Annotated in this window: 12 protein-coding genes; 5 read left to right on the top strand and 7 right to left on the bottom strand. The window is 74.9% G+C overall.

What is annotated here, in order from left to right:
* Positions 1-3 precede the first annotated feature (3 nt).
* The 4 genes from H7X46_RS28175 to H7X46_RS28160 all read right to left on the bottom strand — a co-directional run bounded on the left by H7X46_RS28175 (position 4) and on the right by H7X46_RS28160 (position 4,398).
* Positions 4-1,203, bottom strand: coding sequence for a homogentisate 1,2-dioxygenase (locus H7X46_RS28175; protein ID WP_186362220.1), 1,200 nt, complete (start codon positions 1,201-1,203; stop codon positions 4-6).
* Complete coding sequence (locus tag H7X46_RS28170; RefSeq protein WP_370589025.1) at positions 1,178-2,803, bottom strand: FAD-dependent monooxygenase; 1,626 nt, start codon at positions 2,801-2,803, stop codon at positions 1,178-1,180. The genes H7X46_RS28175 and H7X46_RS28170 overlap by 26 nt, the downstream gene beginning before the upstream one ends.
* A 3-nt stretch (positions 2,804-2,806) precedes the next feature.
* A complete protein-coding gene (locus H7X46_RS28165; protein WP_186362219.1) occupies positions 2,807-3,769 on the bottom strand; it encodes an MBL fold metallo-hydrolase in 963 nt (320 codons plus the stop codon).
* 92 nt (positions 3,770-3,861) lie between these two features.
* A complete protein-coding gene (locus H7X46_RS28160; RefSeq protein ID WP_370589024.1) occupies positions 3,862-4,398 on the bottom strand; it encodes a MarR family winged helix-turn-helix transcriptional regulator in 537 nt (178 codons plus the stop codon).
* A gap of 25 nt (positions 4,399-4,423) precedes the next feature.
* Between H7X46_RS28160 and H7X46_RS28155 the strand changes: the two genes are divergently transcribed.
* From H7X46_RS28155 to H7X46_RS28145, 3 genes are all read left to right on the top strand, one after another.
* Positions 4,424-5,047, top strand: coding sequence for a carboxymuconolactone decarboxylase family protein (locus H7X46_RS28155; RefSeq protein ID WP_186362218.1), 624 nt, complete (start codon positions 4,424-4,426; stop codon positions 5,045-5,047).
* Positions 5,048-5,114: 67 nt separating this feature from the next.
* Positions 5,115-5,546, top strand: coding sequence for a CBS domain-containing protein (locus H7X46_RS28150; RefSeq protein WP_186362217.1), 432 nt, complete (start codon positions 5,115-5,117; stop codon positions 5,544-5,546).
* Between the two features lie 4 nt (positions 5,547-5,550).
* Positions 5,551-6,390, top strand: coding sequence for an aldo/keto reductase (locus tag H7X46_RS28145; RefSeq protein WP_370589022.1), 840 nt, complete (start codon positions 5,551-5,553; stop codon positions 6,388-6,390).
* Between the two features lie 39 nt (positions 6,391-6,429).
* On the opposite strand, the gene H7X46_RS31015 is transcribed toward H7X46_RS28145, so the two are convergent.
* A complete protein-coding gene (locus H7X46_RS31015) occupies positions 6,430-7,332 on the bottom strand; it encodes a helix-turn-helix domain-containing protein (RefSeq protein WP_186362216.1) in 903 nt (300 codons plus the stop codon).
* A 279-nt stretch (positions 7,333-7,611) separates the two neighbouring features.
* A complete protein-coding gene (locus H7X46_RS28135; RefSeq protein ID WP_186362215.1) occupies positions 7,612-8,844 on the bottom strand; it encodes a M20 family metallo-hydrolase in 1,233 nt (410 codons plus the stop codon).
* Between the two features lie 175 nt (positions 8,845-9,019).
* Between H7X46_RS28135 and H7X46_RS28130 the strand changes: the two genes are divergently transcribed.
* Together H7X46_RS28130 and H7X46_RS28125 are read left to right on the top strand one after the other, a co-directional pair.
* On the top strand, positions 9,020-10,336 hold the full coding sequence (locus H7X46_RS28130; protein WP_186362214.1) for an MFS transporter: 1,317 nt from the start codon (positions 9,020-9,022) through the stop codon (positions 10,334-10,336).
* A gap of 58 nt (positions 10,337-10,394) precedes the next feature.
* Positions 10,395-11,537 carry a hypothetical protein gene (locus H7X46_RS28125; protein ID WP_186362213.1) on the top strand — a complete coding sequence of 381 codons (1,143 nt, stop codon included), beginning with the start codon at positions 10,395-10,397 and terminating at the stop codon, positions 11,535-11,537.
* Positions 11,538-11,573: 36 nt separating this feature from the next.
* Here H7X46_RS28125 and H7X46_RS28120 read toward each other — a convergent pair whose 3' ends face one another.
* On the bottom strand, positions 11,574-13,277 hold the full coding sequence (locus tag H7X46_RS28120; RefSeq protein ID WP_186362212.1) for an alpha/beta hydrolase: 1,704 nt from the start codon (positions 13,275-13,277) through the stop codon (positions 11,574-11,576).
* Between the last annotated feature and the right edge of the window lie 22 nt (positions 13,278-13,299).

Raw genomic sequence — 13,299 nt, 5'->3', positions numbered from 1 at the left:
AGCTCACGACGCCGGGCCGCGACCGGCCCAGGTCCAGGCGTATGCGGGGTCCTCGCTCGCGGTGCCGCCCTCGCCGAGGGCGAGCGGGCGGAAGGTGTCGACCATGACGGCGAGCTCGTCGAAGTACTCGGCGCCCAGCGCCCGTTCGACCGCGCCGGGCTGCGGGCCGTGGCTGTGCCCGCCGGGATGCAAGGAGATCGAGCCCTGCCCGATCCCGGAGCCCTTGCGGGCCTCGTAGTCGCCGCCGCAGTAGAACATGACCTCGTCGGAGTCGACGTTGGCGTGGTAGTAGGGCACCGGCACCGCGAGCGGGTGGTAGTCGACCTTGCGCGGCACGAAGTTGCAGATCACGAAGTTGTTGCCTTCGAAGACCTGGTGGACCGGTGGCGGCTGGTGGACCCGCCCGGTGATCGGTTCGAAGTCGGCGACGTTGAACGTGTACGGGTACAGGCAGCCGTCCCAGCCCACGACGTCGAACGGGTGGGTGGGCACGACGTAGCGGGTGCCGGTGATGCCGTGCTCGCCGCCGCGGTGCTTGACCAGGACCTCGACATCGGTGCCCTCGGCGAGCAGCGGCTCCCCCGGGCCGTGCAGGTCGCGCTCGCAGTACGGGGCGTGCTCGAGCAGCTGGCCGTAGCGCGACAGGTAGCGCTTCGGCGGCGCGATGTGCGAGGTGGCCTCGATCGCGTAGAGCCGCAGCGGGTCCGAGCCCTCCGGCACCCACCGGTGGGTGGTCGAGCGCGGCAGCAACACGTAGTCGCCCTGGCGGGCCGCGAGCATGCCGAACACGGTCTCGACGGTGGCCGAGCCGGACTCGACGTAGACGCACTCGTCGCCGACGGCATTGCGGTAGAGCGGGCTCGCCTCTCCGGCCACGACGTAGGAGATCCGCACGTCGGCGTTGCCCAGCACCAGCCGGCGCCCGGTGACCGGGTCGACGGCCTTCCAGTCCCGGGCGCCGAGCTCGTGCAGCCGCAGGTGCCGCGGGATCAGCGGCCGGTTCTCGGCCAGCGACTGGTCGGGCAGCTCCCACGGGGTCGCGTCGACCACCGCCGACGGCACGCCGCGGTGGTAGAGCAGCGACGAGTCCGACGAGAACCCCTCCTCGCCCATCAGCTCCTCGTAGTAGAGCGTCCCGTCGGGCCTGCGGTGCTGGGTGTGCCGCTTCGGCGGGACGTCACCGACGTGCCGGTAGTACGCCATCGGGGTTCTCCTCCCTGGGACGGACGGTCCGCGCGGTGGCGCGGGCGAGTGCGGCGGCGAGGTCGTCGCGGGACGGCCGGTGCAGGACGGCGGCGACGTGCGCGTCCGGGCGGACCACCCACACCTCGCCGGGGCGGGCGCCGAGGATCTCCGCCGGGCCGGCCTCCTCGCCGTCCAGGGCGTCGAGGGACAGCACCCGGACCGGGCCGGGCTGCTCCTGCGCCACGGCGCGGGCCGCCGCGTCGTCGGCGCCGGTGCCGAGCAGCAGCAGGAACCCGTCGCGGGCCAGCGCCCGCAGCCGGGTCGGTGTGCCGTCGGGCAGGGTCGCCGGGCCGTCCGGGACCAGCACCCCGGGGCCGGGCGGCGGCGCCTGGCCGCGCGGCGGCCGCCCGGCGAACCGGCGGTCGGGGTCCGGGGTGGTGAGCGGCGAGTCGACGTACCAGAACGGTTCGGAGAGCCGGCCGGAGTCGACCCGGGCCCGGGCCTCGGGATCGGACGCGGCGCGGGACAGCACGTCGGCCCGGTACCGGGCCCGCTCGGCGTCCGGCGGGACCAGGAAGTCCATCGTCGCCGTCGTGACCTCGATGTTCTCCACGGCGGCGGCGTGCCGCTCGTCGTGGTAGGTCTCCAGCAGCGCCTCGGGCGCGCGCCCGTACCCGACCCAGGCGATCTTCCAGGCGGCGTTCTCGGCGTCGGCGACACCGGAGTTCAGCCCGCGGGCGCCGAACGGCGACACCAGGTGCGCGGTGTCGCCGGCGAGCAGCACCCGGCCGCACCGCATCCGGTCCACCGCCCGCGAGTGGAAGCGGTAGACCGAGGACCACACGACCTCGTACGGCACGTCACCGATGATGCGCCGGATCCGGGCGTCGAGCGCGCCGGACGCCGTCTCGGCGTCGAGGTCGTAGCCGGCCGGGACCTGCCAGTCGATGCGGAACGTCGAGTCCGGGCACGGGTGGATCAGTACCTGCCGGCCCGGGTTCCACTCCGGGTCGAAGTGGAACCGCCGCTCGTTCGCCCAGCCCGGCAGCTCGGCGCGGATGTCGCAGATCAGGAAGCGGTCGTCGAAGCTGTGACCCTCGAAGGAGACCCCGAGCCCGCGGCGCAGGAGATCGCTGCGGGCGCCGGCGCACACCACCGCGTAGGAGCCGCGGACCGCGCCGCCCGCGTCGACGGTGACCCCGTGGTCGTCCTGGGAGATCCCGGTGACCTCGCGGCCCCAGCGGACCTCGATCAGCGGCTGCGCCGCGATGCGCTCGTCGAGCACCTGCTCGGTCCGGCACTGCGAGATGTTCACGAACGGCGGAAACGCCGAGCGGCCCGGGTCGGCGATGGTCTGCGAGAACAGCTCCGCCCCGTGGTGGTAGGTCCGCGCCGTCGTCCAGGTGACGCCCTCGTCGGCGATCCGGCGGCCGGCGCCGACCGCCTCCCAGACGTCGAGCACGTCACGGTGCTGGCAGATGGCCTTCGAGCCGACGGCGTCCCGTTCCGGGCGGCGGTCGAGCACGATCGACGGCACACCCCAGCGGGCCAGCAGCAGCGCCGTCGTCTGCCCGACCGGGCCGGCACCGATCACGACGACGGGATCGTGTGCCCACACGGCTCAGGCTCCCTGCAGCTGCGCCCAGACCTCCCGGTCGCGTTCGGCCGTCCAGATCACCGGCCGCTCGACCCCGGACAGCTCGTCCCACAGCCGGGAGACGTCGAACGGCAGGCAGTGCTCGAAGATCGGCCAGTGGCCGTAGTCGTCGACCAGTGCGGCGTGCGTGGCCTCGAACGCCTCCTTCAGCGTCCCGCCGCGCCGCTGCACCGCACCCACCTCGGCGATCATGGCCTGCAGGAAGTGCCGGGTCTGGGCGATCGCGGCGTCGACCTCGGCGCGACCGCGGCTGACCGCGCCCCGCCCGCCGACCAGCTGCTCCGCGCCGAGTGCCGCCACCGCGTCCAGCGTGCCGCCCGCCCAGTCGCGGTGGAACGCGTCGCCGGTGTAGAGCGCGGCCTGCGCCTCGACCAGGTCACCGGCGAACAGGATCTTGTGCCGGGGCAGCCACGCGGTGATGTCGCCCTCGGTGTGCCCGCGGCCGTGGTGGGCCAGGACGAGCTCGCCGCGGTCGCCGCCGAGGTCGATCGTGAGCCGGTCGGCGAAGGTCATGGTCGGCCAGGTCAGCCCGGGCACGGAGTCCGCACCCTCGGCGAGGCGCGGCATCCGGGCGAACTCCGACTCCCAGTCCTGCAGGCCGCGTTCGGCGATCAGCGCGGCGGTGGTCTCGTGGGCGACGATCGTCTGCGCGTCGAACGCGCTCGCGCCCAGGACGCGGACGGCGTGGTAGTGCGACAGGACGAGGTAGCGGATCGGCTTGTCGGTGTGCTCGCGCAGCCGCTCCAGCCACTTCGCCGCGGCGACCGGCGTCGCGAGGGCCTCGAAGCAGACCAGGAAGTCCTCGCCCTCGATCGCGCCGATGTTCGGGTCGCCCTCGGCCGTCAGCGCGTAGACGCCGTCGGCGAGCACCTCCAGGGTCTGCTCCTTCGCCGCGGTGTCGGCGGACGAGGCGAACGGCTTGGCCATGGTGGGAGAACCTCCGGGACGGCATTGTCAGGAGACGATCAAACCTTTTACTACCTTCGTACGGTACGACGTCGTGCCGCGGAACGCCAGGGTCAGCGGCGGCGGATCCAGTCCTGCTCCTGGGCGGCCGCGGCCAGCTTGGCGAGCAGCCCGTTGAGCGTGGCGAGCTCGTCGGCCGTGAGCAGCCCCGCCCAGTCCGCCTCGCGCTTGTTGTGCACGCCGAAGGTCTCCTGCAGCCGTGCGGCGCCCGAGGCGGTCAGGCCGAGCACCACGGTCCGCCGGTCCCGGGGGTCGTCGGCGCGCTCGACCAGCCCGGCCGCCTCCAGGGTCTTGGCCAGGCTGGAGACCGCGGCCCGGCTCATCCCGGCCAGCTCGGCGCACCGGGCCGCCTCCTGCGGCCCCGAGACCCACAACGTGAACAGCAGCCGGAACGCCGACCAGCTCCAGCCGGCCGGCCGGTGCACGGTGGACTCCAGGTCGTACACGATCGCGGACGCGACCCGGTGCAGCAGCAGCACCATCGCCATCGCGGACCGGTCGGTGCCCGGCAGCCGCTCCCCGGTCCGGTCGAGCGCCGTCTCGGCGAACGACAGGAACCCCTCCGGCACGGGATCGGGGCTCGTGGGCACGGTGCCGATCGTAGGCTCCGCCGGTGTGACGACCGACGACCCGACCGCGCAGGCCACCGGCGACGACCTGCGCGGCCGCCCGCGGCCGTCCGGTCCCCCGCGGACCGCCCCGCTCGACCCGGCCGGGCTCGACGGCGAGCGCGCCGCCCTGCACGCCCGCATCGCGACCGGCCCGCGGGCGGCGCAGGCCCGGGTCCCGCTCGTCGACGACCGCGGCCGCCTGCTCGGGCCGTTCGGCGTAATGCTGTTCTCGCCGCGGATCGGCGACGCCGTCCAGCAGCTCGGCGCGGCCCTGCGGTTCGACGACGACCTGCCGCCCCGGCTGCGCGAGATCGCCGTCCTCGCCGTCGCGGTGCACCACGGCAGCGCGTTCGAGTGGGCCGCGCACGAGGGCCTCGCCCGGGAGACCGGGCTGTCCGGCCCGCAGCTGCAGGCACTGCTGGACGGCGCCGTCCCGGACGGCCTGGACGGTGCCGAGCGGACCGCCCTCGACGTCGTCCGGACCCTGCTGACCGGCCACGACCTCGACGACGACCGGTACGCGGCGGCGCTGGCCGCGCTCGGCCGGGACACCCTCGCCGCGCTCGTGTGGCTCACCGGGTACTACGCGATGCTCGCGACCGCGCTGGCCGTGTTCCGCCCGCGATGAGGCGCACGTTGCCCGCACGACCCACCTCCCGGATCCTGGGGGTGGCCGCCGAGCAGGGAGGAGACCGATGGACAGCCCGATCGACACCGTCGCGGACACCTCGGTCGCCGGCGCGATGCACACGTTCCCGAAGACCTGCGGCCCGGCGACGACCGTCGCCGACGCCCGCGCGTTCTTCGAGAACCCGAAGGTCCACGCCCTGCTGGTGGTCGACGGCGGCGTGCTCGTCTCGGTCGTGGAGCGCGGCGACCTGGAGGGCCACGACGACCCGGAGCCGGCCGCCCCCGCGGGCCGCCTCGGTGACCGGGTGGCCGCCCCCGGCGACGACCTGCACGCCGCCCGGGCCGCGATGGCGCGGGCCGGACGCCGCCGGGTCGCCGTCGCCGACGACGCCGGGCGGCTGGTCGGGCTGCTCTGCCTGAAGAGCTCCGGGCGGGGGTTCTGCTCCGACTCCGGCATCCAGGCCCGGATCGACGAGCGGGCCGCCGCGGAGCGGTGAGCCGGTGCACCCCGGCAGCAGGATCACCCTGAACAACGGCGTCACGATGCCCCGCATCGGCTTCGGGGTCTCGGAGTCACGCGACGCCCGCGCCGCCGTCACCGAGGCACTCGCGCAGGGTTACCGCAGCATCGACACCGCCGCCGCCTACGGCAACGAGGCCGGGGTCGGCGCCGCGCTCGCCGCGTCCGGCCTGCCCCGCGCCGACCTGTTCGTCACCACCAAGGTCTGGAACGTCGGCCGCGACCGCGCCGACGCGCTGCGTTCCGCGCGGCAGAGCCTGGAGCTGCTCGGCCTCGACCACGTCGACCTCCTGCTCGTGCACTGGCCGAACGACGACCTCGGGCCGTGCCTGCGGACCTGGGAGGCGATGCAGCAGCTCCTCGCCGACGGGTCGACCCGCGCGGTCGGCGTGTCGAACTTCCGGCCGTCGCACCTGCGACGGCTGCGCGGGCTCGGCGGCACGCCTCCGGCGCTCAACGAGGTGGAGCTGCACCCGCACCACCAACAGCGCGAGCTGCGTCAGGTGCACGACGCGCTCGGCATCGTCACCGGGGCGTGGAGCCCGCTCGGGCGCGGGGCGGTGCTCGGCGAGCCGGTGCTGAGCGGGATCGCCGCCCGGCTGGGTGTGACGCCCGCGCAGGTGGTGCTGCGCTGGCACCTGCAGCAGGGCACGGTCGCGGTGCCGAAGTCGGACGCGCCCGAGCGGATCGCGCAGAACCGGGACCTCGCCGGGTTCGCGCTCACCCCCGGCGACCTGCACGCGATCGCGGGGCTGGACGTCCCCGGCGGCGCGGGCCGGATCGGCCCGGTTCCGGGCCGGGTGGACCGGATCGCGGCCTGAACCCCGGCCGGACCGTCTCCCGCACCGGACCGGCGGGCGCTACCGCTCCAGCAGCACGACGGCGAGCGCCGCGTCCCGTGGGCGGGTCAGGTCCAGCCCGGTGAGCCGCTCGAACCGCCGCAGCCGGTTCAGCACCGTGTTGCGGTGGCAGTACAGCGCGGCCGCGGCCTCGGTGACACTGCCGGAGTCCAGGTAGGTCAGCGCGGTCCCGCGCAGCAGCTCCACCTCGTCCGGGCGGGCCGCCTCCAGGCCGGACAGCAGCCGGGCGGCCAGCCCGGCGTGGTCGTCGAGGGCCCGGCGGGCGACCAGCGGCCACATCCCGCGTGGCTCCCGCGGCCCGGCGGCGTCCGGCGGGAGCAGGTGCGCCATCCGGGTCAGGGCGGCCGCGGCGGCGGGCACCGCGCCGAGCCCGGTCACCCGGTCGTCGACGACGCAGGCGACGTCCGCGGTCAGCCGGTCCCGCAGGCGCTCCGCCGCGGGACCGTCGGCGGGCCAGAACGCGACGACCCCGAACTCGACCTCCCGCAGGTGCACGCCGCCGGCCCGGGCGGCCCGCCCGCGCAGCGTGGCCGCGTGGTCGGCGAGTGCGGCGCAGACCCCGAACGTCCCGTCCGCGCGCACGCCGAGCCCGGCCGCGAGCCGCGCGTCCCGGTGCTCGTCGGCGGCGGCCGGGCCGAACAGCAGGTCGAGCAGGCGGCGCTCGTCGTCGCGCTGCTGCTCGGCGAGCACGGCCTGCTCGCTCAGGAACGCGAAGTGCACCTCGCGGGCGTAGGCGTCGACCACGGCCCACAGCCGGTCGGCCCGTGACGCCAGCGCGGCGGGGTCGTCGGACTGGTCCAGCAGCGCCGACCACAGCACCGGGAAGTCGAGCCGGACGGCCCGGACCAGGTCGTCGAGGTCGACGCCCTGCCGGGCCCGGTGCCGCCCGAGCCGGGAGGTCACCGAGATCGATCCGGCCGTCGGTCCGGGCGAGCTGGTCGACGAGCAGCGCCAGCGAGGCCTCGGCCGTCTCGCGCAGGTCCGCGCGGGACACCGGCTGGTCGGCGTAGTGACCGTCGTCGTCGAGCCGCGCCAGGAACGCCGACGCCAGCTCCGGCACCCGCCGGCGCAGCCGCGCCACCGTCCGCGCCCAGGCCCCGCCGGAGTCCACCGGGCCAGCCTGCCAGGCCGGTCCGTGACCGGCGCGCCCGTCATCTCCGGCCGGCACGCCGGGCGGTGCGGTCAGCCGGCCGGCTCCCCGGCCGCCAGCCGGCGCACGACCGCGGTGAGCAGCTCGACGCCGGCCAGCGCGTCGTCGTCGTGGGTCAGCTCGCCCTCGTTGTGGCTGATCCCGGCCACGCTGGGAACGAACAGCATCACGGTGGGGACGTGCCCGTTGAGGTTGACCGAGTCGTGCCCGGCGACCGTGGAGACCGGCCGGTGGGACAGCCCCAGGTCGTCGGCGGCCCGGCGGGCCAGCTCGACGCCCGCGGCCGGGAACGGCCGGACGCCCCAGCGGTGCGACCCGGCGACCTCGACGCCGACCCGGGCTGCCCGCTCGATCGCCGGGATCCGCTCGTGCAGCACGGCGTCCGCGCGGGCGAGCAGATCCTCGTCGGGGCTGCGCAGGTCGAGGTTGAGCGTGACCTCGCGGGCGACGGTGACCGGGCTGTTGGGCTCGACGGCCATCCTGGACACCGACGTGTGCAGCGGTGTCTCCGGTGTGGACAGCTCGTCGGAGAGCTCCCGGGCCGTGACGACGAGGTGCGCGGCGCCCAGCAGCGCGTCCTGCCGGTCGGCCATCGGGGTGGGTCCGGTGTGTGACTGGTCCCCGAGCACCCGCAGGTCGTACTTGCGCGCGGCCCAGGTGTCGACGACCAGGCCGATCGCCGTCCCGGTCTCCTCCAGGACCCGGCCCTGCTCGATGTGGATCTCCGCGTAGGCGGCGACACCGGCCAGCTCCGGGGCGTCGGTTCCGATGTGCCCCATCGCCTCCAGCCGGTCGCCGACCCGGACGCCCGCCGGGTCGCGGGTGTCCAGCGCCGCGTGCAGGTCGAGCGCGCCGGTGAACACCGCGCTGCCGAACATGCTCGGGGTGAAGCGGGAGCCCTCCTCGTTGAACCAGTTGACGACGGCGAGGTTGTACCTGAGCCCGTCCGTGCCCGCCGCCCGGTGCACAGCGTGTGCCGCGGCGAGGACGCCGTACGCGCCGTCGTACCGGCCGCCGTACGGCTGGCTGTCCAGATGCGACCCGACGAGAACGTACGGCGCATCCGGCACCGTCTCCCGCAGTCCGAACTGGTTGCCGACCCGGTCGTAACGGACGGTGAAGCCGAGGTCCCCGAGCCGGCGCGCGAACCAGTTGCGCTGGGCCTCGTCGGCCGCCGACGCCGCCTCGCGGTGCACCCCGCCCCGCTCGGTCGCGCCGAACGTGGACAGGGTCGCGAAGTCGTCGAGGAACCCGCCTGCGGTCATGTGCCCATCGCAGCACGCAGCGGCCGGGCCGTCATCGGCGCAACGACACCGGCTGCGCCACCCGAACTGTGCATTTGCACAACACGAGCGCGGGAGATCGCGGCGATCGGGCGTTCCGCTCGGCGCCCGGGCCCTCGATGCTGGCACGACGCAGACGACGATCCGGGGAGGCGGCATGGCCGAGGACCGGAAGGACGGTGCGGCGACGGTGACCGCCGCCGACGCGCGCAAGGTCGCGTTCGGCGCGTTCGTCGGCACCGCACTGGAGTGGTACGACTTCTTCCTCTACGGCACCGCGGCCGCGCTGGTGTTCAACCGGCTGTACTTCGCCACCGACGACGCCGTGGTCGCGACGCTGGCCGCGTTCGCGTCGTTCGCGGTCGGTTTCGTCGCCCGTCCGCTCGGCGCGGTGATCTTCGGTCACCTCGGCGACCGGATCGGCCGCAAGCGCTGCCTCGTCGTCACCGTCACCATGATCGGGATCGTGACCGGGCTGATCGGCGTGCTCCCGGACTTCACGACGATCGGGCTGGCCGCGCCGCTGCTGCTCACGCTGCTGCGGCTGCTGCAGGGCGTCGCGGTCGGTGGCGAGTGGGGTGGTGCGGTCACCCTGGCCGTCGAGCACGCGCCGCCGGAGCGCCGTGGCCGGTACGCCGCCATGCCCCAGATCGGTTCGCCGGTCGGGACGCTGTTGTCGTCGGGCGCGTTCCTCGCGGTCGCCCAGCTTCCGCCTGGCAGCTTCGACGCGTGGGGCTGGCGAATCCCGTTCCTCGCCGCGTTCCCGCTGCTCGGGATCGCGGTGTGGCTGCGCAGGCGGGTCGAGGAGTCCCCGCTGTTCGAGAAGCTCCTCGAAGAGGACGCGCGGGCGTCGTCGCCGGTCCGCGAGGTGCTGGTCCGGGCGTGGCCGCAGCTCGCGGTCGGCGCCGGCAGCACCCTGCTCGGCGTCGGAGGCTTCTACCTGATCACCACGTTCGCCATCAGCTACGGAACGACGCAGCTCGACCTGCCGCGCTCGCTGATGCTCGGCGCGACGCTGGTCGCCGCGGCCGTGGAGATCGGCGTGCTGGTCGCCGGCGGCCGGCTCGCCGAGCGCTACGGCGCCTGGCGGGTGACCGTGGGCGGCGGGCTCGCGTCGGCGCTGACCGCGTTCCCGGCGTTCTGGCTGATCGACACCCGATCGGCGGTGGCGGTCGTCGTCGGGGTCACGCTGGCGACCGCGTTGCTGTCGGTGCCCTACGCCGTCTCCGGCGCGCTGCTGAGCGAGCTCTTCCCGCCGCACCTGCGCTACTCCGGGGTCGCGCTCTCGGCGAACCTCGCCGGTGTCGTCTCCGGTTTCGTCCCGTTGGCCGCGACCGCGCTGCTCGCCGCCGGTGGTGGCAGCTCGCTCCTGCCGGCGCTGCTGCTGGTCGGGATCGCACTGGTCACGGCAGGGGCCGGTGCCGTGGCACCCAGGATGTTCGCCGAGCAGGACCCGGTCACGACGCGAGGCTGAGCGCACCGGCGGATCTCCGGGATGCGGCCGCCGCCGGGCCGTCCTAGCGTCCCGCGCCGTGACCGCTTCCTCCCGCCCGACCGTCCTCGGGCTCGTCGCCGATCCCGGCCTCCCCGCCGAGCTGGCCCGGCGGCTGGCCGGGGAGCTGCCGTCCGTCCTGGAGTCGAGCGGTGGCGGGAGCTGGGAGGTGCGGGTCTCCGACCAGCCGATCTCCCTGGACGAGCGCGGGGCCCTACCGATGATCGAGGTCGGGCGGCGGGCCCGGGAGCGGGACGGCGCCGACGCCGTCGTACTGATCACCGACCTGCCCCGGCGGGCCGGTGCGAACGCGGTCGTCGCGGACGGCGGCGTCGCGGACCGGGTCGGCCTGGTGTCGCTGCCCGCGCTGGGTGCGTGGAACCAGTACCGGCGCTGCCGCGACTCGGTCGTCTTCCTGGTCACCCGGCACCTGCTGCCCGCCGGGGACGGCGCCGCGGTGGGTGAGGACGCGGAGTACGGCCACGCGGGACCGCTGACCCGGCTCGATCCCGAGCAGCGCTCGTCCGGGGAAACCGAGTCCGGCAGCGCCGGGGTGGAGGAGCGGGTCGACGTCCGGCTCGCGCTCACCGGGCAGCGTGGGCGGCTGCGCCTGCTCGCCGGGCTGGTCCGCGCGAACCGGCCGTGGCGGCTGGTGCCGAGCCTGTCGCCCGCGATCGCCGCGGCGGCCGCGGGCGCCGCGTTCGGCATCTTCTACTCCAACATCTGGCAGCTCGCGACGGCGCTGGGCATCGGGCGTCAGGTGACGGTCATGCTGGTCGCGCTGGTGGGCATGACCGCCTGGCTGATCGTCGACAACGGCCTGTGGGAGTCGCGGCACAGCCGCTCGCTGCGCGAGGAGACGGTGCTGTCGAACCTGTCGACGGTGCTGACGGTCGCCTGCGGCGTCCTGATCATGTTCGCGCTGCTGCTCGCGCTCGCCCTGGTCGCGGCGGCGCTGGTGATCCCGCCGCACTACCTCGGGTCCCTGCTGTCCCGGCCGGCCGGGTTCGACGACTACGTGATGGTCGCCTGGCTGTCGACGTCGATGGGCACCGTCGCCGGTGCGCTCGGTTCCGGGTTCGCCGACGAGGGCGCCGTCCGGCAGGCCGCCTACAGCCGCCGGGAGCGGGAACGCCGTGCCCGGCTGGACCGGGAGGACGAACGCGCATCCACCGACGAGTGACCCCGCGCCCCTGCCCCCGGCCCCGCCCCGCCGCTGTCAGGTCAGGTCGCGCACGTAGCGGCCCGGTGCCGGGTCGAGGACCCGGTGCGTGGCACTGCCCAGCTCGGTGGGGGCGGCCACGCGCTCGCCGGCGTGCGGCTCGAGCCACGCCGTCCAGGCCTCCCACCAGCTGCCCTGGTGGCGGGTGGCGCCGTCGTGCCAGGCGTCCGGGTCCCGTCCGGGCGGGTCGCCGGTCCAGTAGTGCGCCTTCGGGTTCCCGGGCGGGTTGACCAGGCTGGCGATGTGCCCGGAGTAGCTGAGCACGAACGTGCTCTCGCCGCCGAGCAGCTGGGTCGTGCGGTAGCAGCCCTTCCACGGGGTGAGGTGGTCGGTGACCGCCCCGGTCACGAACGTCGGCACGGTGATGTCCTTGAGGTGCACCGGGCTGCCGAGCACGGTGATCCCGCCGGGGGCGACCAGCAGGTTGTCCCGGAAGATGTCGAGGAACTGGCAGTGCAGCGCCCCCGGCAGGTTGGTGCCGTCGGCGTTCCAGGCCAGCACGTCGAACGCGGGCGGCTTGTCGCCCATGAGGTAGTTGTTGACCACGTAGTTGAACACCAGGTCGTCGGGGCGCATCCAGGTGAACGCCGCGCCCATCTGCCGGCTGGTGATGATCCCCGTCCGGCGCGAGCGTTCGCCGACCAGGCGCAGCAGGCCGGCGTTCTGGAACGCCGCGATCGGGGCCCGCTCGCCGAAGTCGAGCAGGGTCACCGCGTAGCTCATGCTGTGCACCCGCCGGTCGCCGGTCGCGGCCAGGTGGTTGAGCACGGTGGTGGCGATGATCCCGCCGGCACAGAACCCGACGAGGTTCACGTCGTCGCTGCCGGTGATCTCGCGGACGGTGTCGATCGCGGACGACACCCGGGCGGCGTAGCTGTCCAGGTCCCAGTCGCCCTGCTCGGGCGTCGGGTTGCGCCAGCTGAGCAGGAACGTCTGCATCTCCTGCGCGAGCGTGTACTCGACCAGGCTGCGGCCCGGCCGCAGGTCCAGGAAGTAGTACCGCCCGATCGGCGGCGGCACGATCAGGATCGGCCGCGCGCGTACCCGGTCGGTGCTCGGCCGGTACTGGATCAACTCACCCACCGGCTCGCGGTCCACGACCGCACCGGGGGTCACCGCGAGGTCGCGGCCGACCTCGAACGCGTCGCGCTCCACCATCGACGGCATCCCGCCGTTGTGCCGGAGGTCGTCGACGGCGTTGCGCAGCCCGCGCAGCAGGCTCAACCCGCCGGTGTCGAAGGCGCGCTTGAGCGCGGCCGGGTTGGTGGGCAGGTAGTTCGTCGGTGCCAGCGCGCTGGTCAGGATGCCGGTGGCGAACCGGGCCTGCTCGACCCGGCGGGGCTCGGTGCCGCGCTCGGCCAGCGCGTCGGTCACGTTGTCCACCGCGCGGGCCGCAGCGAGGTAGCCGCGCCCGATCCGGTCGTAGACGGGGTTCTGCGACCACGCCGGGTCGGTGAACCGCCGGTCGCCCTTGGCCAGAGCGACCGAGGAACGGCCCAGCGCCACCCGCACCAGCTCCCCGCCCAGCACCGCGGCCTCCCGGGCGACCACCCCGCCCTGGCCCAGCGCCGCGGCCAGCCCACCGACCGCCTCGCCCAGCGAGGGCATGCCGACCACCTCGCCGCCGACCGGAGCAGCGTCCTGCGGGTCCGCGCCGCCCTGCTCGTCGCGGCCGGGGCCGGCCGGTTGCCGGGCGGCCATCACCGGGCGTGCCCGGCGAGCT

The organism is Pseudonocardia sp. C8, from assembly GCF_014267175.1.
Taxonomy (GTDB): domain Bacteria; phylum Actinomycetota; class Actinomycetes; order Mycobacteriales; family Pseudonocardiaceae; genus Pseudonocardia.
Note: the sequence above shows the minus strand (reverse complement) of the source record. Positions and strands in the feature narration are given on the sequence as shown.